Annotated in this window: 20 protein-coding genes; 13 read left to right on the top strand and 7 right to left on the bottom strand. The window is 73.9% G+C overall.

Annotation, left to right across the window (positions count from 1 at the left end; all coding sequences use genetic code 11):
- Positions 1-117 precede the first annotated feature (117 nt).
- Positions 118-1,008 carry a GNAT family N-acetyltransferase gene (locus NFX44_RS10120; protein ID WP_262283246.1) on the top strand — a complete coding sequence of 297 codons (891 nt, stop codon included), beginning with the start codon at positions 118-120 and terminating at the stop codon, positions 1,006-1,008.
- Here the strand turns inward: NFX44_RS10120 and NFX44_RS10115 are convergent.
- The gene (locus tag NFX44_RS10115) at positions 980-1,630 is read right to left on the bottom strand and encodes a futalosine hydrolase (RefSeq protein ID WP_262283245.1); all 651 of its coding nucleotides are present in this window, start codon (positions 1,628-1,630) and stop codon (positions 980-982) included. The genes NFX44_RS10120 and NFX44_RS10115 overlap by 29 nt on opposite strands.
- Entirely contained in the window at positions 1,627-3,225 is a 1,599-nt protein-coding gene (locus NFX44_RS10110) for an MFS transporter (RefSeq protein WP_262283244.1), read from the bottom strand. The genes NFX44_RS10115 and NFX44_RS10110 overlap by 4 nt, the downstream gene beginning before the upstream one ends.
- A gap of 87 nt (positions 3,226-3,312) precedes the next feature.
- Between NFX44_RS10110 and NFX44_RS10105 the strand changes: the two genes are divergently transcribed.
- Complete coding sequence (locus tag NFX44_RS10105) at positions 3,313-4,152, top strand: DUF3027 domain-containing protein (RefSeq protein ID WP_262283243.1); 840 nt, start codon at positions 3,313-3,315, stop codon at positions 4,150-4,152.
- 4 nt (positions 4,153-4,156) lie between these two features.
- Here NFX44_RS10105 and NFX44_RS10100 read toward each other — a convergent pair whose 3' ends face one another.
- Positions 4,157-4,417: a DUF2530 domain-containing protein gene (locus NFX44_RS10100; protein WP_262283242.1), complete on the bottom strand. Its 261-nt coding sequence runs from the start codon at positions 4,415-4,417 to the stop codon at positions 4,157-4,159.
- A gap of 89 nt (positions 4,418-4,506) precedes the next feature.
- Here NFX44_RS10100 and NFX44_RS10095 point away from each other — a divergent pair, with 89 nt between their 5' ends.
- The 5 genes from NFX44_RS10095 to thpR all read left to right on the top strand — a co-directional run bounded on the left by NFX44_RS10095 (position 4,507) and on the right by thpR (position 9,074).
- Positions 4,507-5,988 carry an NCS2 family permease gene (locus tag NFX44_RS10095; RefSeq protein ID WP_262283241.1) on the top strand — a complete coding sequence of 494 codons (1,482 nt, stop codon included), beginning with the start codon at positions 4,507-4,509 and terminating at the stop codon, positions 5,986-5,988.
- A 62-nt stretch (positions 5,989-6,050) separates the two neighbouring features.
- Complete coding sequence (locus NFX44_RS10090) at positions 6,051-6,500, top strand: MarR family transcriptional regulator (RefSeq protein WP_262283240.1); 450 nt, start codon at positions 6,051-6,053, stop codon at positions 6,498-6,500.
- A 76-nt stretch (positions 6,501-6,576) separates the two neighbouring features.
- The gene (locus NFX44_RS10085; protein ID WP_262283239.1) at positions 6,577-7,863 is read left to right on the top strand and encodes an MFS transporter; all 1,287 of its coding nucleotides are present in this window, start codon (positions 6,577-6,579) and stop codon (positions 7,861-7,863) included.
- A gap of 119 nt (positions 7,864-7,982) precedes the next feature.
- Positions 7,983-8,492: a hypothetical protein gene (locus NFX44_RS10080; RefSeq protein WP_262283238.1), complete on the top strand. Its 510-nt coding sequence runs from the start codon at positions 7,983-7,985 to the stop codon at positions 8,490-8,492.
- Between the two features lie 3 nt (positions 8,493-8,495).
- The gene (gene thpR / locus NFX44_RS10075) at positions 8,496-9,074 is read left to right on the top strand and encodes an RNA 2',3'-cyclic phosphodiesterase (protein ID WP_262283237.1); all 579 of its coding nucleotides are present in this window, start codon (positions 8,496-8,498) and stop codon (positions 9,072-9,074) included.
- A 97-nt stretch (positions 9,075-9,171) separates the two neighbouring features.
- Here thpR and NFX44_RS10070 read toward each other — a convergent pair whose 3' ends face one another.
- The 4 genes from NFX44_RS10070 to NFX44_RS10055 form a co-directional block, all read right to left on the bottom strand.
- Entirely contained in the window at positions 9,172-10,158 is a 987-nt protein-coding gene (locus NFX44_RS10070; protein WP_262283236.1) for an aldo/keto reductase, read from the bottom strand.
- 61 nt (positions 10,159-10,219) lie between these two features.
- Positions 10,220-11,308 carry a septation protein SepH gene (sepH, locus tag NFX44_RS10065; protein WP_262283235.1) on the bottom strand — a complete coding sequence of 363 codons (1,089 nt, stop codon included), beginning with the start codon at positions 11,306-11,308 and terminating at the stop codon, positions 10,220-10,222.
- Positions 11,309-11,497: 189 nt separating this feature from the next.
- The gene (gene serC, locus NFX44_RS10060; RefSeq protein ID WP_262283234.1) at positions 11,498-12,625 is read right to left on the bottom strand and encodes a phosphoserine transaminase; all 1,128 of its coding nucleotides are present in this window, start codon (positions 12,623-12,625) and stop codon (positions 11,498-11,500) included.
- A gap of 248 nt (positions 12,626-12,873) precedes the next feature.
- Complete coding sequence (locus NFX44_RS10055) at positions 12,874-13,980, bottom strand: citrate synthase 2 (protein ID WP_262283233.1); 1,107 nt, start codon at positions 13,978-13,980, stop codon at positions 12,874-12,876.
- A gap of 272 nt (positions 13,981-14,252) precedes the next feature.
- Between NFX44_RS10055 and pdxH the strand changes: the two genes are divergently transcribed.
- From pdxH to NFX44_RS10025, 6 genes are all read left to right on the top strand, one after another.
- On the top strand, positions 14,253-14,882 hold the full coding sequence (gene pdxH, locus NFX44_RS10050) for a pyridoxamine 5'-phosphate oxidase (RefSeq protein ID WP_262283232.1): 630 nt from the start codon (positions 14,253-14,255) through the stop codon (positions 14,880-14,882).
- Entirely contained in the window at positions 14,879-16,174 is a 1,296-nt protein-coding gene (locus tag NFX44_RS10045) for an MFS transporter (protein ID WP_262283231.1), read from the top strand. The genes pdxH and NFX44_RS10045 overlap by 4 nt, the downstream gene beginning before the upstream one ends.
- A gap of 104 nt (positions 16,175-16,278) precedes the next feature.
- Entirely contained in the window at positions 16,279-17,208 is a 930-nt protein-coding gene (locus NFX44_RS10040; protein ID WP_262283230.1) for an aldose 1-epimerase family protein, read from the top strand.
- Between the two features lie 2 nt (positions 17,209-17,210).
- Positions 17,211-17,813 (top strand): nitroreductase family protein, encoded by a 603-nt coding sequence (locus tag NFX44_RS10035; protein ID WP_262283229.1) that lies wholly within the window; start codon positions 17,211-17,213, stop codon positions 17,811-17,813.
- Between the two features lie 131 nt (positions 17,814-17,944).
- Positions 17,945-18,250, top strand: coding sequence for a type II toxin-antitoxin system VapB family antitoxin (locus NFX44_RS10030; protein ID WP_073839113.1), 306 nt, complete (start codon positions 17,945-17,947; stop codon positions 18,248-18,250).
- A 31-nt stretch (positions 18,251-18,281) separates the two neighbouring features.
- Complete coding sequence (locus tag NFX44_RS10025) at positions 18,282-19,442, top strand: acyl-CoA dehydrogenase family protein (RefSeq protein WP_262283228.1); 1,161 nt, start codon at positions 18,282-18,284, stop codon at positions 19,440-19,442.
- Positions 19,443-19,471: the final 29 nt, after the last annotated feature.

Here is a 19,471-nt window from a genome sequence, read left to right as displayed (position 1 = left end):
CTCGAAAGCGGCGCGCCATCCACATGCCGACTCCGCGGAGAGCGGATGTCCACAGGGTTATCCACAGGTAGGTGCTTGTTGTTGAGGTCGGGCTGCGCAGGCGGGAGCATCCCGGATGTGGCTGAGCCGGAGTCTGCGACGGACGAGGGAACCGAGCACCAGACCGACCACCAGACCGACCTGGGTGATCTGCTGCGCCGGCTGCGGCGGCGGGCCGATCTGAGTCAGCGGGAGCTGGCCGACCGGGCGGGGGTCCCGCAGGCCGCGGTCGCGAGGATCGAGTCCGGGCGGGTCGCCGACCCGCGCTACCGGACCGTGGAGCGGCTGATCCGCGCGGCGGGTGGCCGGGTGCGACTGGATGCCGGGGCGGCCGCCGAGGATGACTGCCCGCCGCCGGTGCCGCATAGGGAGCTGCGGGACCAGGCTGGCCGGCGGTATCCCGCGCACCTGGACGTGTGGGAGGTCCACGAACCCAGGGACTGGCCGGGCGCCTGGTGGGCGGAGTGGTACACGCTGCCGCCGAAGCGGTGGCCGCTGCCGCTGCCGCCGGCCACCTACCGGTTGAACCGGGACTACCGGGACCGGGGGCGCGAGGGGGATCAGGTTCGGCGGTCCGTGGCGGTGCGGCGGGTGACCGGGCCCGCCGTGCCGACCACGGCCTGGCGGTTCGTGGCGGAACTGCCGGGCGGCGACCTGGTCGGTGAGCTGCGGGCGCACGAGCAGAGCCCGCACCTGCGGTGGGGTGGCGAGGAGCGGCCGGGGGAGCGGGAGGTGGTCCTGGACGGTGTGCTGGTCGCGGCCGAGTGTCGCCGGCTGGGCATCGGGCGCCGGCTGGTGCAGGCGCTGCTCGCCGAGTTGGCTCCGGGCGGCCTCGCCTGCGTTCGGGCGCTGGCCCAGCAGCCGGGGATCACCTTCCTGGAGGCGTGCGGGTTTCGAGTGGAGGCGAGCCGGCCGGCGGCGTTGCGGTTCGACCGGCCGGTCAGCGGAGGGCGGCCGCCGCCGCGGTGAGCGCGGCGAAGGCCTCGCGCATGCGCCACGAGTCGCGGTCGCGGGGGCCGATCGGGTTGGACACCGTGCGCAGCTCGGCGAAGGGGAGGCCGGCGTGGGTGGCGGCGACGGCGACGCCGTACCCCTCCATGGCCTCGGCCACGGCGTCCGGGTGCCGGTCGGCGAGGGCCGCCGTGCTCGCGGCGGTGCCGGTCACCGTGCTGACCGTGAGCACGGCGCCGACGGTGGCCGCCGGGAGGGCGGCGCGCAGGGCGGCCAGCAGGCCCGGGTCGGCGGTTACGGTGCTGCCGCCGCCGAGCAGCTCCGGGGGCATGCCCAGCTCCTCCAGCGGGATGAAGCCGGTGGGGGACTCGGCGCCCAGGTCGGCTGCCACGCTGCGGTTCGCCAGGACGGTGCCGCCGACCGGGGCCCGGCCGACGAAGCCACCGGCGATGCCCGCGCTGACCACGGCACGGTACGGGTTCCCGGCCGCCTCGGCGAGCGCCAGCAGCCGTGCGGTGGCGGCGCCGGCCACGGCGGGGCCGACCCCGACCGGCGCGACGGTGACCGTGGGGTCGGTGAGGCCCGCCCGGACCGCGTCGGCCTCGGCGGGGACCGCCGTCACCACCAGCAACCCGGTCACGCCACCGGTCCCCGGGGCTCCCGCCGGTTCTCCTCCTCGGTGCCGCCCGGCCCGCCGACGGAGGACGAGGGGCGGTAGATGTGGAACCCGGGCGGTGACAGCTCGTCGTCGTCGGTGGGAGGCGGTGGGTCGGCCCGGGTTGGCGCCGGCGAGGTGGGGGCGGGGTCGTCGAACTCCGTACCCGCCCCGGTGGCCAGTTCGTCGTCGCCGAGCGGGCGGCCGACCAGGTGCTCGCCGCGCAGCCGGGTGGCCACCAGTATCCCGCGGGCGGCCACCAGGGCGGCAACGCAGGCGGCGATCGCCACGCCGACCGGGCCGGTGAACGGGACCAGCCCGAGGCCGCCCCCGGCCACGAAGGCCAGCATCAGCGCGGTCTCCGAGTGGGCGAACGAGCTGGCCCGGAGCCGCTCCGGGATCCGCTCTTGGATCGAGGCGTCCACCGCGAGCTTGGCGATCCCGCTCATCAGCGAGGTGACCACGCAGAGCAGCGCCACCATGGGCAGCGAGAACTTCAGGGCGGCGAGCACCGCCACCCCGGCCACGACGACCGTGCCGCTGGACTGGATGGCCGCCGGGCGGTGGATGCGCAGCCGGGTGCCGATGGCGGTGGCCAGGAAGGTGCCCACCGCGAGCGCCCCGCCGGCCAGGCCCAGCGCGCCCTGGGCGCCCAGGTCCCGCCCGAAGAAGTCGGTGGTCAGGTCGCCGGCCTTGATCGCGAAGGCCAGGAAGAGCAGCAGGAAGCCGTAGAGCCCGCGCAGCGCCGCCGCGCCGATCAGGGTGGCGATCACCAGCCGGCCGGCGGGCCGGCCCCGGCCCAGCGGGCGTTCCCCGTCCCGGCGGCGCAGCGCCCGCAACGGCCTGGGCACCCGCTCCGGCGGCTCCGAGTCGGCCCGCGGCGGCAGCCGCAGCGAGATGATCATGCCGATCAGGAAGATGAGCGAGGCGACCCGGAGCGGCCACTGGGGCCCGAACCAGAACGCGGCCAGCCCGATGGGGGCGACCAGCGCACCGGCCACCGTGCCGTAGACGCTCGCCCGGGCCCCCACCTGCGACAGCCCGAGCCCCTCGGGCAGCAGCCGGGGCACCGCCGCCGAGCGGGCCACCCCGTACGCCCGGGAGAGGGCCAGGACACCGAACGCGGCGGGATAGAGCCCGAAGCCGCCGATGTAGTCGGAGATCAGCCACGCCAGGAAGGCCCGCCCGAGCATGGTGGCGGCGAGCGCGTAGCGGCGGCCGTGCCGGAAGTGGTCCAGCAGCGGGCCGACCACGGGGGCGAGCATGGCGAACGGGACCATGGTCACCAGCAGGTAGAGCGCCACCTTGTTGCGCGCCTCGCCGAGCGGGACGTCGAAGAAGATCGTGCCGGCCAGGCCGATGGCGATCAGCGTGTCCCCGGCGCAGGAAAGGGCGTGCAGGTCGAAGAGGCGGACCATGCCGACCTCGTTGCCGGCGCTGCGGGCCCGGGCCGTGCCGGCCCGGCGGGTCATCCACCGCCCGCCGTGCAGCGAGCCCCGGAGCAGCAGGCGGGTGGCGCGGATGCCGGTGCCGACGGTCCGCCCGAGGACGGACCGGCCGGAGCGGGAGGACAGCGGCATGCGTCCCATCCTCGCCCATCTGATCCACGCGCGCCGCATCACCCGGAGAGAACGACTCTGGGGAGTGCCTGTCACCCGACGGCAGGCATGGGGAACAATGGTCCGGTGACCAGGCCCGCCTCCGCCCGCGCTCCCCGGCTCGACCAGGTGTGCGCCGCCGCCGTCGATGTGGCCCGCGCCGCCATCACGGAGGTGGACCCCGCCGACGTCGGCGATCACCTCCAGGCCGTCGCCGAGGGCGACCGGCTCGTCACCCACTACTTCGAGTGCCGCCTGGCCGGCTACCGGGGCTGGCGCTGGGCCGTCACGGTGACCCGGGTGCCGCGCAGCCGCACGGTCACCATCTGCGAGACGGTGCTGCTGCCGGGCGCCGACGCGCTGCTCGCCCCCGGCTGGCTGCCCTGGCAGGAGCGGCTCAAGCCGGGCGACCTGGGCCCCGGCGACCTGCTGCCCACCCCGGCGGACGACGAGCGGCTCGCCCCCGGCTACCTGCTCTCCGACGACCCGGCCGTGGAGGAGACCGCCTGGGAGCTGGGCCTCGGCCGGGCCCGCGTGCTGTCCCGCGAGGGCCGCACCGACGCGGCCCAGCGCTGGTACGACGGCGACCACGGCCCCGACGCCGCGATCTCGGTGGCCGCCCCGGCCGCCGCCCGCTGTGGCACCTGCGGCTTCTACCTGCCGCTCGCCGGGGCGCTGCGGCAGTCCTTCGGCGCCTGCGGCAACTTCTACGCCCCGGACGACGGCCGGGTGGTCAGCGCCGACCACGGCTGCGGCGCCCACTCGGAGACGCTGATCGAGGCGGCGGAGAGCCCGGTGGACGAGCTGCCCACGGTCTACGACGACAGCGCGGTCGAGGCGATGTCGGTGAGCCGGGCCCCGGGTTCGGTGGAGGCGGCCGAGCCGGCGGAGCCGTACGGCCACCCCTGACCGGTCAGCCCTGACGGGCGGTGGCTCCCCGGCGGCGGCGCCGGTTGGCGTCGTGCCGCATCATCACTGCCAGCCCGGGAAAGCCCCACAGGAAACCGGCCAGGCAGGTCCAGAGCCAGTTCTGGTGCCCGTGCGCGGTGAGCCAGTCGCGGAAGAAGATCAGCAGCACGAGCCCGACCACCGCCCAGGCGGCCAGCCCGGCGAGGGCGAACGGCACCATCGGCGGGTCGAGCGGCTCGGGCCGCGGCGGTTGCTCCTGGGGCACCCGCCCAGGGTACGCGATCGTCCTTCCCTGCCCGCGAGTGATCTGTGACGATGCGCGCGTCAACCGGTCGATCGATATGTGAGGACCCGATGGCCATCGCGCCGCCGCCGGACCACGGCACCCCACCCGATCCCGCGCATCCGCGCAACGCCTTCGACCGCTTCTTCGAGATCTCCGCCCGCCGGTCGACCCCGGGCCGGGAGGTCCGGGGCGGGCTGGCCACGTTCTTCACGATGGCGTACATCGTGGTGTTGAACCCGCTGATCCTGGGCGGCGCGGTCGACGGGGACGGGCGCAAGCTCGCCATCCCGGCGCTGGCGGCGGCCACGGCGCTGGTCGCCGGCGTGATGACGATCCTGATGGGCGTCGTGGCCCGGTTCCCGATCGCGCTGGCCGCCGGGCTGGGCGTGAACGCGCTTGTCGCGTACGAGATCGCACCGCAGATGACCTGGGCGGACGCGATGGGCCTCGTGGTGATCGAGGGTGTGCTGATCGCCATCCTCGTGCTCACCGGGCTGCGTACGGCGGTGTTCCGCTCCGTGCCGACCCAGCTCAAGACGGCGATCGGCGTCGGCATCGGCCTCTTCCTCACGATCATCGGCCTGGTCGACGCCGGGTTCGTCCGCCGGGTGCCGGACGCGGCGAACACCACGGTGCCGGTCGGGCTGGGCATCAGCGGCCGGATCGTCAGCTGGCCCCTGCTGGTCTTCGTGGTGGGTCTGCTGCTCACCCTGGTGCTGGTGGTACGCCGGGTGCGCGGCGCGATCCTGATCGGCATCCTGGTCTCCACCGTGCTGGCGATCGTGGTGGAGGCGATCGGCAACATCGGGCCGTCGTTCGTCGACGGGAAGCCGAACCCGAAGGGCTGGGCGTTGAACGTGCCCGAGCTGCCGGCGAAGGTGGTGGACGTCCCGGACCTCTCGCTGCTCGGCAACTTCAACGTGCTGGACTCGTGGACCCGGGTCGGCTGGCTGGTGCCGCTGATGTTCGTCTTCACCCTGCTGATCACGGACTTCTTCGACACTATGGGCACGATGGTCGCCATCGGCCAGGAGGGCGACATGCTGGACGACCGGGGCGCCCCGCCACGGGCCCGGGAGATCCTGCTGGTCGACTCGATCGCCGCCGCGGCGGGTGGCGCGGCCTCGGTGTCGAGCAACACGTCGTACATCGAGAGTGCCGCCGGTGTCGCGGAGGGCGCCCGGACCGGGGTGGCCAACCTGGTCACCGGCAGCCTGTTCCTGCTGGCCATGTTCCTTGCGCCGCTGGCGGTGGTGGTGCCCTTCGAGGCCGCGTCGACGGCCCTCGTGGTGGTCGGCTTCCTGATGATGACGGCGGTCCGCACGATCGACTGGACCGACTACGAGATCGCCATCCCGGCATTCCTCACGATCGTGCTGATGCCCTTCACCTACTCGATCTCGAACGGCATCGGCGCCGGGGTGATCACCTTCGTGCTGCTGAAGCTGGCGAAGGGCCGGTTCCGGGACGTCCACCCCCTGCTGTACGGGGTGGCGGCGCTGTTCGTCCTCTACTTCCTGCGCGGGCCGATCGAGTCCGTGATCCTCTGACCCCTGGTGAGCCTGGTCATATCGCATGTCGTTAGCCAGGCTCATTAGTTAAGCTAACTAACGTGACGGAGCGGACGGTGACGGCGAAACGCGTGCCACCGGCGCAGCTGGCCCCTCAGCTGCGTGATGCGATCACCCGACTCAACCGGCGGGTCCGACAGGCCCGACCGGTCGGCGACCTCACGGTCACCCAGCTCTCGGCGCTCACCAGCCTCAATCTGGCGGGCGCCCTGACACCCCGGGAGCTGGCCGATGTCGAGCGGGTGCAGCCGCCCACGATGACCAAGATCGTCGCAAAGCTGGAGGACCGCGGCCTCGTGCAGCGGACCCCCCACCCGACCGACGGACGGCAGGTCATCCTGGCGGCAACCGAAGGAGGACGGGCCGTGCTCGAGCAGTTCGAGCGGGCCCGCAACGAGTGGCTGGCCAGCCGGCTGGCCGCCCTGACCGAGGAGGAACGCGACACGCTGCGGCGCGCCGCCGACATCCTCCAGGGCATCGCTCGCGCCTGAGCGGGTACCCGCGTCCCGCGGTCCGCTTCGTCCGTTGTGGATGAGGCGTACATGATCGCGAGGAGGCGCACCAAGAGTGCAGGCCAAGTTGAGCACGATGTTCCAGTCCCTACGGGTCCGTAACTACCGACTCTTCGCCACCGGGCAGCTGATCAAGTTGATCGGCGTCTGGATGATGTACATCGCCCAGGACTGGCTCGTCCTCGACCTCAGCGGCAACTCGGCGACCGCGCTCGGCGTGGTCACCGCGCTCCAGTTCACCCCCGTCCTGCTGCTGACGCTGATCTCCGGTCGCCTCGCCGACCGCTACGACAAGCGGATGCTGCTCTTCATCGCCAACATCTTCTGGACCGTGCTGGCGCTGGCGATGAGCCTCCTGGTGGTCACCGGGCTGGTGCAGCTCTGGCACGTCTTCGCGTTCGCCGCCCTGCTCGGGGTGTTCAACGCGGTGGAGACCCCGGTCCGGCAGGCGTTCGTCTCCGAGCTGGTCGGCATGCCGCTGCTCCCGAACGCGCTCTCGCTCAACGCGGCCACCTTCAACTCGGCCCGGATCCTCGGCCCGGCCGTCGCCGGCCTGGCCATCGCCGCCTTCGACGTCGGCCCGGTCTTCCTGATCACCGCGTTCAGCTCGATCGCCCCGCTGGTCAACGTGGTCCGGATGCGCACCAGCGAGCTGTACCGCAAGGACCTGCCGCCGGCCGGCCAGCGCGATCAGGCCAAGGTGGTCGACGGCCTGCGGTACGTCGCGCGCCGCCCCGACATCCTGCTGCCGATGGCGCTCATGTCGGTGATCGGGATGACGCTGTTCAACTTCCAGCTCACCCTCGCCGCGCTTGCCAAGACCGCGTTCCACACCGGCGCCGCCTCGTTCGGCCTGTTCACCACGGCGCTGGCGGTCGGCGCGCTGGCCGGCGCCCTGTCCGGCACCGGACGGCGCAGCCGGCCCACCGTGTGGCTGGTGCTCGGCGCGGCGGTCGGCTGCGCCAGCTTCGGCACGCTGGTCGGGCTCGCCGGGTCCTACTGGCTGGTGGTGGCGCTGCTGCTGCCCACCGGGTTCTTCATGGTCTTCTTCGCCCAGGCCGCCAACCAGCGGGTCCAGCTCGGCGTCGACGCCGCCTTCCGGGGCCGGGTGATGGCGCTGTGGGTGCTCGTCTTCCTGGGCACCAACCCGGTCGGCGCGCCGATCATCGGCTGGGTGGCCGAGACCTTCGGGGCCGGTGCGAGCATCTGGACCGGTGGCCTCATCTCCCTGGCCGCCGCGCTGCTGGCGCTCACCTGGCAGCTGCGCCGCTCCGGCGCCCGGCTGCGGATGCGGGTGCTGCCCATGCCGCGCTTCTACGTGGTGTCGCCCGGGGCGGAGTGACCCGTCGACCGCCCGAAGGACCGGTTCCCGACCGAGGGGACCGGTCCTTCCTCGTTCATTCGCGTCCGGATGTCGCCAAACGGGTGGCGGGCGGGGACGGCGCGGCTTAGCGTCGATATGTGGGAGTGGGACGGGGTCTGCTGCTGGTGCTGGCGATCCTCGCCGTCTGCTGCCTGCCGGCCCTCTTCGCGCTGGTCTTCTGCGCCGACGAGATCATCGACCGGGTGGTCTGCGGGTGGGCCGAGTGGCGCGAGCGGCGGCGGGCGCGCCGCACCATCGCGCGGCTGGACCGGGCCATCGAGGCCGAGTCGCTCACCCGGGACATCGACCTCACCGAGTTCGACCGGGAAGGTCGCCGCCCGCTGGAACAGCTCGCCATCGACCTGCGCCGCCTCGGCGGCCACCGGCTCGCCGCCGCCGACCGCTCGGTGGTCTGGCACGGCGCGGTCATCGACGCGTACGACGAGCGGCTGCGAGCCGCCTGCGGGGCGCTGGGCATCGCCGAGCACCTGGCCGAGCTGGAGGGCGTCGACCGGGAGATCGAGCGGGTCCGCGTCGAGGGCCTCCTGCACGCCGCCGGGCTCACCCTGCCCGCCGCCCGACCCGGCCACCATCAGCGACACCGCTGACCGGTGCGGCTCTTCGTCGCGGTCTACCCGCCGAAGCCGGCGGTCGACGACCTGGGCGCCCAGGTGGCCCGGCTGCGCACCGGCGCGGCGGCGGCCGCCGGCACCAACGTCCGGCTGGCCGACCCGGCCAACGCCCACCTCACCCTGGCCTTCCTCGGCGACACTCCCGACGACCGGCTGGTCGACGTGGAGAGCGCGCTCGGCCTCGCCGCGCAGACGTTCCGGGATGCCCGGGGCAGCTCCCCGAGGCTGCGGCTCGGCGGCGGGGGCAGCTTCGGGCGCGGCCGGTTCACGGTGCTCTGGGTGGACGTACGCGGCGAGATCGACGGCCTGACCGTGCTCGCCCGGCTCATCCGGTCGGGGCTGCGCCGGGCCCGGGTGCCGCACGACGAGAAGCCGTTCCGGGCCCACCTCACCATCGCCCGCCCCGGCGACCGGATCGACCGGGCGGACGTGCTCGCCGACCGGGAGACCCTGCACGACTACCTCGGCCCGGAGTGGAGCGCCGACGAACTGGTCCTGGTCCGCAGCCATCCGGGCCCGCGCCCCACCTACGACCGCCTCGCGGCCTGGCCCGTCTGACCCGTGAGTGCACTGCACCCGGTTCGCCGGGGCAGGCGCGGGGCCCGCCCCGGCGAAGCACCGTCGGGCAGGCGCGGGGCCCACCCCGGCGCGGGAACTACCAGGCCCAGGCTTCGGGGCCCGGGCCGCCGTTGCCGACCGGCGGGAAGAGCTCGTCGAGCTTCTCCAGCGTGGCCTCGTCGAGTCGCACGGCCAGCGCGCCCAGGTTGCGGTCGAGCTGGTCCATGGTGCGCGGGCCCACGATCGGGGCGGTCACGCCCGGGCGGGAGAGCAGCCAGGCCAGCGCCACGTCCGCCGGGTCGTGGCCGAGGTCCGCGCAGAGCTTCTCGTACGCCTCGATGGTGGAACGGTGCTCGGCGAGCGCGTCGGCCGACCGGCCGCTGGCGCCGCGGGCCGCGCCGCCCTCGGCCATCTTGCGGATGACCCCGGCGAGCAGCCCGCCGTGCAGGGGCGACCAGGGGATGATGCCCAGCCCGTAGTGCTGCGCGGCCGGGACCACCTCCAGCTCGACGTGCCGGGTCATCAGGTTGTAGATGCACTGCTCGGAGACGAGGCCGAGGAAGTTGCGGCGGCCGGCTGCGGCCTGCGCCTGCGCGATGTGCCAGCCGGCGAAGTTGGACGAGCCGACGTAGAGGACCTTGCCCTGGGCGACCAGGGTCTCCATGGCCTGCCAGATCTCATCCCACGGCGTGGTCCGGGAGATGTGGTGCATCTGGTAGAGGTCGATGGTGTCGGTCTGCAGCCGGCGCAGCGAGTCCTCGCAGGCCCGGATGATGTGCCGGGCGCTCAGGCCCTGCTCGTTGGGCCACTCGCCCATCTTGCCGTAGACCTTGGTGGCCAGGACGACCTTGTCACGCCGCCCGCCGCCCTGGGCGAACCACCGGCCGATGATCTGCTCGGTGACGCCCTCGCCGGTCTTCCAGCCGTAGACGTTGGCGGTGTCGAAGAAGTTGATCCCGTGCTCGAGCGCCCGGTCCATGATGGCGAAGCTGTCCGGCTCGTCGGTCTGCGGCCCGAAGTTCATGGTGCCGAGGCAGAGCCGGCTCACCGAAAGACCGGTGCGTCCCAGGTTCGTGTACTCCATGGGTCCACCCTGGCACGCGGGCACTTAGAGTGCCTCACGCAATCCCAGGGTGGACCGTCGGTCAGGAGGATTCGCGGGCCGCCGGGCCGGTGCCGAAGAGGACGTCGTCCCAGCTCGGCAGGCGCTTGCGCGGCTTGCCACCGGCCTCGGTGGACTCGCTGCCGGTGCCGCCGGTCGCCGCCGCGGGACCGGTGCGGCGGGGCCGCAGCACCGCCAGCGACGGAACGGCGGGGATCTCCTTCGGCGCGTCCGAGTCGTCGTCGAACGCGGAGCCCTGGCCACCGCCGAGCAGCGCGGCCGCGCCCCCGGTGACCGCCCGCTGGCGGGGGGCGTCGGATCCGGCCAGCGCGGCCGGGGAACGGGTGTCCAGACCGCGACCGGACGTGCCGCCGAGCGGCCGGTCCAGCGAGGCGAGCAGCGCGTCCCGGCCGGCGCGGATCGGGTCCCGCCCCGGACGGGCGTGCTCGGAGGGCGACGGCAGGCCGTGCCCGCCCCGGCTCGGCTCGCCGCGCGACGGGCCGGGCAGCGCGTGGCCGCCGCGCTCGGGCGCCGGCTCCTGGCCGAGGATCGGCGTGGGCCGCTCGGCGCACAGGTACTGCGCCATGTCGTCGTGCGGCATGACGTTCTGCCGGGTCTTGTCGAGATCCCAGACCGCCTGCGCGGTGGCCTTGCCGGACGGCCAGGTGGCGATGATCCGCCAGGTGCCGTCGTCGCGGCGGTAGGCGTCCCAGGAGATCTTCTCGGTGTCGATCCCGTGCTGGGCCAGCCGGCCGTTGACCACCTCGGCCAGCGGGGTCGGCTTCTCGGCGCCCTTGAGTCGGGTGCGCCGGGCGTGCTGGGCGAGCATGGCCCGCTCCTGGAGCACCGGGCCCGCGTAGCGCAGGACGCGGTCGACCGGGACGCCGGCGATCCGGGCGACGTCCTCGGCGGACTCGCCGGAGCGGATCCGGGCCTGGATGTCCCGCGGGGAGAGCGACGGGATCGGGTCGGCGGCGCTCGGCACGACCGCCAGCGGGGCCGCGCCCGGCTCGGCGTGCAGCGCCGAGGCGATGCGCTCGTCGATGGGCAGGGCGAGCAGGCGCCCGACCTCGTCGGCGAGCACCAGAGCCTGGCCGTCCTCCGAGAGGGCGACGAAGCGTACTGGGCGCATGGGCTTGCCTCCGTCCCGCTTCGCTGGCCGTCACGCCACGAGCCGGCCACCCGGGCGTCTCGAACCACCGTACGCTCATCTACCCGAAGGTGGGGGATGCGACACCCCGGCATGTTGCGACTGAGCTGCGGCGATGATCACGGTGGGTGGTCGCCGGAGCGCCGACGACCACCCACCGTCACCAGGCGATCAGAGTCGCTCGACCACGTAGTCGATGGACGCGGTGAGCGCCTCCACGTCCGCCGGCTCGACGGCCGGGAAGAGCGCGACGCGGAGCTGGTTGCGGCCGAGCTTCCGGTAGGGCTCGGTGTCCACGATGCCGTTGGCGCGCAGCACCTTGGCGATCGCCGAGGCGTCCACCCCGTCGGCGAAGTCGACGGTGGCGACCACGTTGGAGCGCAGCGCCGGGTCGGTCACGAACGGGGTGGCGAACGACGAGCGCTCGGCCCAGCCGTAGACGATGCCGGCGCTTTCGGCGGTGCGCTTGGCCGCCCAGGCCAGCCCACCCTGCGAGTTCATCCAGTCGGTCTGCTCGGCGGCCAGGAAGATGGTGGCCAGCGCGGGCGTGTTGTAGGTCTGCTCCAGCCGCGAGTTGTCGATCGCGGTGACCAGGTCGAGGAAGGCCGGGATGTAGCGGCCCGATTCCTTGATCTCGGTGGCCCGGGCGAGCGCGGCGGGCGACATGAGGGCCAGCCACAGCCCGCCGTCCGAGCCGAAGCACTTCTGCGGGGCGAAGTAGTAGACGTCGGTCTCGCCGACGTTGACCTCCAGGCCCCCGGCGCCGGAGGTGGCGTCGACCAGCAGCAGCGAGCCCTCGTCGGCGCCCGGCACCCGGCTGATCGGCACCGCCACGCCGGTGGAGGTCTCGTTGTGCGGCGTCGCGTAGACGTCCACCCCCGCCTCGGCGACCAGGGTCGGCGCGCTGCCCGCCTCGGACTTGCGCACGGTCGGCTCGCCCAGGAACGGCGCGTCCTTGACCGACTTGGCGAACTTGGCGCCGAACTCGCCGAAGCTGGCGAACTGGGCCCGGTCGCGGACCAGGCCGAAGGCGGCGACCTCCCAGAAGGCCGTGGTGCCGCCGTTGCCGAGCACCACCTCGTAGCCCTCCGGGACGGAGAAGAACTCGGCGATGCCACGACGCAGCCGGGCCACCTGGTCACGGACCGTCTTCTGCCGGTGGGAGGTGCCCAGGTAGCTGGTGGCGACGTCGGCGAGTGCGGAGACCGCCGCGGGACGGACCTTGGACGGGCCGCAGCCGAAGCGGCCGTCGGCGGGCCTGATGTCGTCGGGAATCCGGATGGTCGGTGCGTCAGCCACGGTCTTCTCGATCCTTCCGCGTGGGCGAGGGCGGGCCCTTCAGCGGGCGCGGAGCGACGGCGGCCACGCGCGGGCGCGCGGCGGAGTCGGGTCCGAGCCCGGTCCGGCGGCGCTGCCGGCCTTCATCCTCGCACCCGCGCCGCCCGTCCCGACGGCTGGTCCCACTCCCGGGGCTGAGGGATGCGCCACACGCGGCAGGGCCCGGTCCGTCGCGGACCGGGCCCTGCCGCGGGGTACGCGGGGCGGGATCAGACGCCGTGCGGGATGGCGTCCCAGCCCTCGACCTGCTGCGGCTTGCGGCTGCCCGGCCCGACGTAGCGGGCCGACGGGCGGACCAGCCGCTGGAGCGTCTTCTGCTCCAGGATGTGCGCGGACCAACCGCCCATCCGGGCACAGGTGAACATCGAGGTGAACATGTGCGCCGGCACCTCGGCGAAGTCCAGCACCACGGCCGACCAGAACTCGACGTTGGTGGCGAGCACCCGGTCCGGGCGGCGGGCCTGGAGCTCGGCCAGGGCGGCCTTCTCCAGCGCCTCGGCGATCTCGAAGCGCGGCGCGCCCAGCTCCTTGGCGGTGCGGCGGAGCACGCGGGCGCGCGGGTCCTCGGCCCGGTAGACCCGGTGGCCGAAGCCCATGAGCCGCTCGCCCCGGTCGAGGACGCCCTTGACGTAGCCCTCGGCGTCGCCGCTGCGCTCGACGGCCTCCAGCATGCTGAGCACCCGCGACGGCGCGCCGCCGTGCAGCGGGCCGGAGAGCGCGCCGATGCCCGACGAGATGCAGGCGGCGGCGTCGGCGCCGGTGGAGGCGACGATCCGGGCCGTGAAGGTGGAGGCGTTCAGGCCGTGCTCGGCGGCCGAGATGAAGTAGGCGTCGACGGCCTTGACGTGCCGCGGGTCGGGCTCACCCCGCCAGCGCTTCATGAACCGCTCGACGATGGTCTCCGCCTTGTCGATCTCCTTCTGCGGCACGGCCGGCAGGCCGAGGCCGCGGGCGGACTGGGCGACGAAGGACAGGGCGGTCACCGACACCCGGGCCAGGTCCTCGCGGGCCTGCTCGTCGGAGATGTCGAGGAGCTGGTTGAGCCCCCAGTACGGGGCGAGCATGGCGACCGCGGACTGCACGTCGACGCGGATGTCGCCGGAGTGCACCGGCACCGGGAACGGCTCGGCCGGCGGCAGGCCCGGGCCGAAGCGCCCGTCGACCAGCAGCGCCCAGACGTTGCCGAAGGAGACCTGACCGATCAGATCCTCGATGTCCACGCCCCGGTAGCGCAGCGCGCCACCCTCGCGGTCCGGTTCGGCGATCTGGGTCTCGAAGGCTACGACGCCCTCCAGGCCCGGTTTGAAGTCGGCCATGTCGTCTCCTGGCTTCCGGCGGTGATGGTGGCCGCGCGGGCTGACGGGCCCGCGGCGTGGGCGACCCTCAGGGGTGTGTTCGGAACATCTTGCCTGCTCGGCAACCGGCTCCGCGACCCACGGCGAGTGTGCGCCACATGACATCCCCGCCGGTGGACAAGCTCACGGGCTGGAGAAGACTGGACGCTGGGGCCTGGCCAGCGTCGGGGGACGCCGGCATCCCCGGGAGAGGGACGACGAGAGTGACGGGCGACACACCTGCCCCGGCCGGCATGCGTAACGAGTACGCCGCCGACCTGGGCCTTTCCGAATCGGATCTCGCGCCGGACTGGCACACCCAGTTCGCCCGCTGGTTCGCCGACGCGGTGGCGCATCCGCTGCCCGAACCGAACGCCATGGTCGTCGGGACCGCCGACGCCGACGGGCGGCCGAGCGGCCGCACCGTGCTGCTCAAGGGGTACGACCCGGACGGGTTCGTCTTCTACACCAACTACGGCTCCCGCAAGGGCGGCGAGGCGACCGCGAACCCGTGGGCCAGCCTGGTCTTCCCCTGGTTCCCGATGCACCGGCAGGTGACGGTCACCGGTCGGGTGAGCCGGGTCGACCGGGCCGAGACCGAGGCGTACTTCGCCGCCCGGCCGCGCGGCTCCCAGCTCGGCGCCTGGGCCAGCACCCAGTCGCGGGTGGTGCCGGACCGGGCGGCGCTGGACGCGGCGTACCGGGCGGCCGCCGAGCGCTTCGCCGGCGTGGACGAGATCCCCGCGCCGCCGCACTGGGGCGGGTTCCGGGTGCGGCCGGAGACGGTGGAGTTCTGGCAGGGCCGGGCGAGCCGGCTGCACGACCGGCTGCGGTTCCGGCGCACCGGGGACGGCGCCTGGGTCACCGAGCGGCTGGCCCCGTGACGGGGGTGCAGGAGGCCCGGCCGCGCGGAGCGCGCCGCTGGGCGATCGACCTGCGTCCGTTGGGCGTGCCCGCGTACCGCCGGGTGTGGCTCGGCAACGCCGTGGCGATGTTCGGCTTCCAGTTCACCGCCGTGGCGGTGCCGGTGGAGATGTTCGACCTGACCGGCGGCTCGTTCTGGGTCGGCCTGCTCGGGATCGCCGGCTTCCTGCCGCTGCTGGTCTTCGGGCTGTGGGGCGGGGCGGTCGCCGACGCCCGGGACCGGCGGCGGGTGCTGCTGGGTGGGGGCGCCCTGCTCTGGGCGTCGACGCTGGCGCTGCTGGTCCAGTCGCTGCTGCGGGTGGGCAGCCCGGTGCTGCTGCTGGCCCTGGTCGCGGTGCAGGCGATCGCGTTCGCGGTCACGTCGCCGACCCGGAGCGCGATCCTGCCCCGCCTGGTGCCGGCCGAGCTGGTGCCGGCGGCCAGCACGCTCAACTTCACCACGTTCACGGCGACCTCGGTCTTCGGCCCGCTCGCCGCCGGTCTGATCTTCGCCACCTGGCGCACCGACGTGGGGCTGCCGATCGCGTACGGGGTCGACGGGCTGCTGTTCACCGTGTCGCTCTGGGCCACCCTGCGGCTGCCCGCCATGCCCCCCGAGCCGGACCCGGACGGCGACGGGACGCCGCGCAGGGCGGGGCTGGCCAGCATCGTCGACGGGCTCCGCTACCTGGCCACCACGCCGGTGCTGCTGCTCTCCTTCGCCATCGACCTGATCGCCATGATCCTGGCCATGCCCCGGGCGCTCTTTCCCGAGCTGGCGCACGAGCGTTTCGGCGGTGGGGCGGCGGTCGGCTGGCTCTACAGCGCGATCGCCATCGGCGCGATGCTGGGCGGCCTCACCTCGGGCTGGATCGGCCGGGTCCGCCGGCAGGGCGTGGTGCTGGTGGTGGCCGTGGTCGGCTGGGGCGTGGCGATCGCCGCCGCCGGGCTGGCCCGCCAGCTCTGGCTGGTGGTGGCGCTGCTCGGCCTGGCCGGCGCCGCCGACCTGGTGAGCGCCACCCTGCGCCAGTCGATGCTGCTGATCTACGCGCCGGACCGGATGCGCGGCCGGCTCCAGGGCGTCAACACGGTGGTGGTCGCCGGTGGCCCGCGCCTGGGTGACCTGCGGGCGGGCGCGATGGCCGCCGCGTCCGGCACGACCATCGCCATGGTGGGCGGCGGTCTCGCGTCGGCCGTGCTCGCGGTGCTGCTCGTGGCGGTCTTCCCGGCCCTGCTCCGCTACCGCGCCGCCGGGGCCGGCGAGTGGACCTGACCGGGGCCCGGGGCGGACCGCCGCCCCGGGCCGACCGGCCGCACGCTGGGACGAAGCCGCCCGTGCCCGGCGGCGGGCGGGGGAGACGGACTAAGGTCGCCGGCATGGAGACCGACGCGCGCCCCTCCCCGTCCGGAGCACAGTGGACCATCGCGGCCGGCGGCCACGAGGCCGTCGTGGTCGAGGTCGGCGGCGGCCTGCGGACCTACCGCCACGACGGGATCGACTACCTCGACGGGTACGAGGCGGACGAGCTGGCCCCCGGGTCGGCCGGCCACGTGCTGGCGCCCTGGCCGAACCGGATCCGCGACGGCGTCTACACCTTCGGCGACCGGTCGTTCCAGCTCGACCTGACCGAGCCGGCCCGGCACAACGCCATCCACGGCCTGGTCAACTGGGTGCGGTGGCAGCTCGTCGAGCAGTCGCCGGAGAGCGTGACGATCGGCTACGAGCTGCCGCCCAGCCCCGGCTACCCGTGGGCGCTGCGGCTGCGGAGCCGGTGGAGCGTCGGTGCGGACGGGTTGCGGGCCGACCACGAGGTGACGAACCTTTCCGGCGAGCCGGCCCCGTTCGGCTTCTCCGTGCACCCCTACCTGCAACTGCCGAAGGTCGGCGTGGACGAGTTGACCCTGCGGGTGCCGGGACGGACCCGGGTGCTGCTGGACAACCGGCTGCTGCCGGTGGCCGCGACCGAGGTGGCCGGCTCCGAGTACGACTACACCGAGCCCCGGGCCATCGGCGACGCGGTGCTCGACCTGGCCTTCGGCGACGTGGCGCGGGACGCCGACGGCGGCTCGTCGGTGACCCTGGCCGCCCCGGACGGCTCGGCCGCGGTGCACATCTGGGCCGGCGGCGAGTTCGGCTGGTGGCAGGTCTTCACCGGGGACACCCTCACCGGGGAGCGGCACCGGCGCTCGGTGGCGGTCGAGCCGATGACCTGCCCGGCCGACGCGTTCCGCTCCGGCAAGGACCTGATCACCCTGGCCCCCGGGCAGACCTGGCGGGGCACCTGGGGCATCCGGCCCGGGGCCTGAGCGTGGAGTTCGCCGAGGTCGTCCGGCGCCGCCGGATGGTGCGCAACTACGACCCGGACCGCCCGGTCCCGCCCGACGTGGTGGACCGGCTGCTCGACCACGCCGTCCGGGCCCCGTCGGCCGGGTTCGCGCAGGGCTGGGGCTTCCTGGTGCTGGAGGAGCCGCCGGACCGGGAGCGGTTCTGGGCAGCGGCCACCCCGGGTGGCGGCGGCCGGGAGCGCTGGCTGGCCGGGATGCGCAAGGCCCCGCTGATCGTGGTGCCGCACGCCAACCGCTCCGCGTACCTCGACCGGTACGCCGAGCCGGACAAGGGCTGGGCGGACCGTTCCGAGGACCGCTGGCCGGTGCCCTACTGGTATGTGGACACCGGTTTCGCCGCCCTGCTGATGCTGCTCACCGCCGTGGACGAGGGGTTGGGCGCCTGCTTCTTCGGCATCCCGCCGCAGCGGATCGGGGCGTACCGGGAGGCGTTCGGCGTGCCGGCGGAGTACCACCCGATCGGCGCGGTCACGGTGGGTTACCGGGCACCCGACCACCGGTCACCGTCGCTGCGGCGCGGCCGCCGGCCGGTGGACGAGGTGGTCCGGCGGGGCCGCTGGAATTGAGGGTGGTTCGGCGCGTCCGGCCCGGGCATCGGCGGTAGCGAAACCGACATGAGGGAGTAAAACGCGGTGTGGCGGGTGCGGCTAGGCTGGCATCGACATCATCAGCCCGGCCGGGGGGAGGGGAGCGTGCCGTGATCTTCAGGGCGGTCCGGGACGGGCGTCCCTACCCGGAGCACAACCTCACGCTCAAGCAGTGGGCCGAGATCCCGCCGCGCCCGCTGCGGCTGGACCAGCTCATCACGACCAAGCGGGAGCTGGCGCTCGACAAGCTCCTCGCCGAGGACTCCACCTTCTACGGCGACCTCTTCCCGCACGTGGTGCAGTGGAACGGCGGTCTCTACCTGGAGGACGGCCTGCACCGGGCGCTGCGCGCGGCGCTCCAGCAGCGCAACCAGATCCACGCCCGGGTGCTGGTGCTCAGCGGTCAGCCCGAGTGACGCGCCCCTGAGTCTTCGTTAAGGTGACGCCATGACCCCTCTCGACCTGCTGGACATCGACGCCTCGCTGGGCGAGGAGGAGCGGCAGATCCGCGCCGTCGTACGCCAGCTCGTCGACGACCGGGTCCGCCCGCATGTCGCCGGCTGGTACGAGGACGGCCACGTCCCGGCCCGGGAGCTGGCCCGCGAGTTCGGCAAGCTCGGCCTGCTCGGCATGCACCTCACCGGCTACGGCTGCGCCGGCGCGTCGGCCGTCGCCTACGGGTTGGCCTGCCTGGAGCTGGAGGCGGGCGACTCCGGCCTCCGCTCGCTGGTGTCGGTCCAGGGTTCGCTGGCCATGTACGCCATCTGGCGCTACGGCAGCGAGGAGCAGAAGCAGCGCTGGCTGCCCGCCATGGCGGCCGGCGAGGCGATCGGCTGCTTCGGGCTGACCGAGCCGGACCACGGCTCCGACCCGGCCTCGATGGCCACCCGCGCCCGCCGCGACGGCGACGACTGGGTCCTCAACGGCAGCAAGCTGTGGATCACCAACGCGCCGATCGCCGACGTCGGGGTGATCTGGGCGCGCACCGACGAGGGTGTGCGCGGCTTCGCCGTACCCATGGACACGCCTGGCGTGACGGCGCGGGAGATCCGGCACAAGATGTCGCTGCGCGCGTCGCTGACCGGCGAGATCGCCCTCGACGACGTGCGGCTGCCGGCGGACGCCCGGCTGCCCGAGGCCATCGGCCTCAAGGCGCCGCTGAGCTGCCTCACCGAGGCCCGGCACGGCATCGTCTGGGGCGCGCTCGGCGCGGCCCGGGACTGCCTGGAGACGGCGCTGTCCTACGCGACCACCCGGACCCAGTTCGGCCGGCCGCTGGCCGGCTTCCAGCTCACCCAGGCCAAGCTCGCCGACATGGCCGTCGAGTGGAACAAGGGGCTGCTGCTGGCCCTGCACCTGGGCCGGCTGGCCGACGCCGGGAAGCTGCGTCCCGACCAGGTCAGCGTGGGCAAGCTGAACAACGTGCGGGAGGCCCTGGCGATCGCCCGGGAGTGCCGGACCATCCTGGGCGCGAACGGCGTCTCCGGCGAGTACCCGGTGATGCGGCACGCCAACAACCTGGAGAGCGTGCTGACCTACGAGGGCACCTCGGAGATCCACCAGCTGGTCATCGGGCAGCGGCTGACCGGGCTGTCCGCGTTCGCCTGAGCTGCGGATTCACCCGATCGGGTCGCTCG

This window comes from Micromonospora sp. MA102 (assembly GCF_025460765.1).
In the GTDB taxonomy this organism is placed as follows: Bacteria; Actinomycetota; Actinomycetes; order Mycobacteriales; family Micromonosporaceae; genus Micromonospora; species Micromonospora halotolerans.
The sequence above is the reverse complement of the archived record's forward strand: the minus strand, read 5'-3'. Positions and strand labels throughout refer to the sequence as shown.

Bases quoted from the DNA above. Each gene is read 5' to 3' on its own strand.
- NFX44_RS10110 (WP_262283244.1), bottom strand. From the start codon at position 3,225: ATGCCGCTGTCCTCCCGCTCCGGCCGGTCCGTCCTCGGGCGGACCGTC.
- NFX44_RS10105 (WP_262283243.1), top strand. From the start codon at position 3,313: ATGGGGAACAATGGTCCGGTGACCAGGCCCGCCTCCGCCCGCGCTCCC.
- NFX44_RS10095 (WP_262283241.1), top strand. From the start codon at position 4,507: ATGGCCATCGCGCCGCCGCCGGACCACGGCACCCCACCCGATCCCGCG.
- NFX44_RS10070 (WP_262283236.1), bottom strand. From the start codon at position 10,158: ATGGAGTACACGAACCTGGGACGCACCGGTCTTTCGGTGAGCCGGCTC.
- sepH (WP_262283235.1), bottom strand. From the start codon at position 11,308: ATGCGCCCAGTACGCTTCGTCGCCCTCTCGGAGGACGGCCAGGCTCTG.
- NFX44_RS10055 (WP_262283233.1), bottom strand. From the start codon at position 13,980: ATGGCCGACTTCAAACCGGGCCTGGAGGGCGTCGTAGCCTTCGAGACC.
- pdxH (WP_262283232.1), top strand. From the start codon at position 14,253: ATGCGTAACGAGTACGCCGCCGACCTGGGCCTTTCCGAATCGGATCTC.
- NFX44_RS10040 (WP_262283230.1), top strand. From the start codon at position 16,279: ATGGAGACCGACGCGCGCCCCTCCCCGTCCGGAGCACAGTGGACCATC.
- NFX44_RS10025 (WP_262283228.1), top strand. From the start codon at position 18,282: ATGACCCCTCTCGACCTGCTGGACATCGACGCCTCGCTGGGCGAGGAG.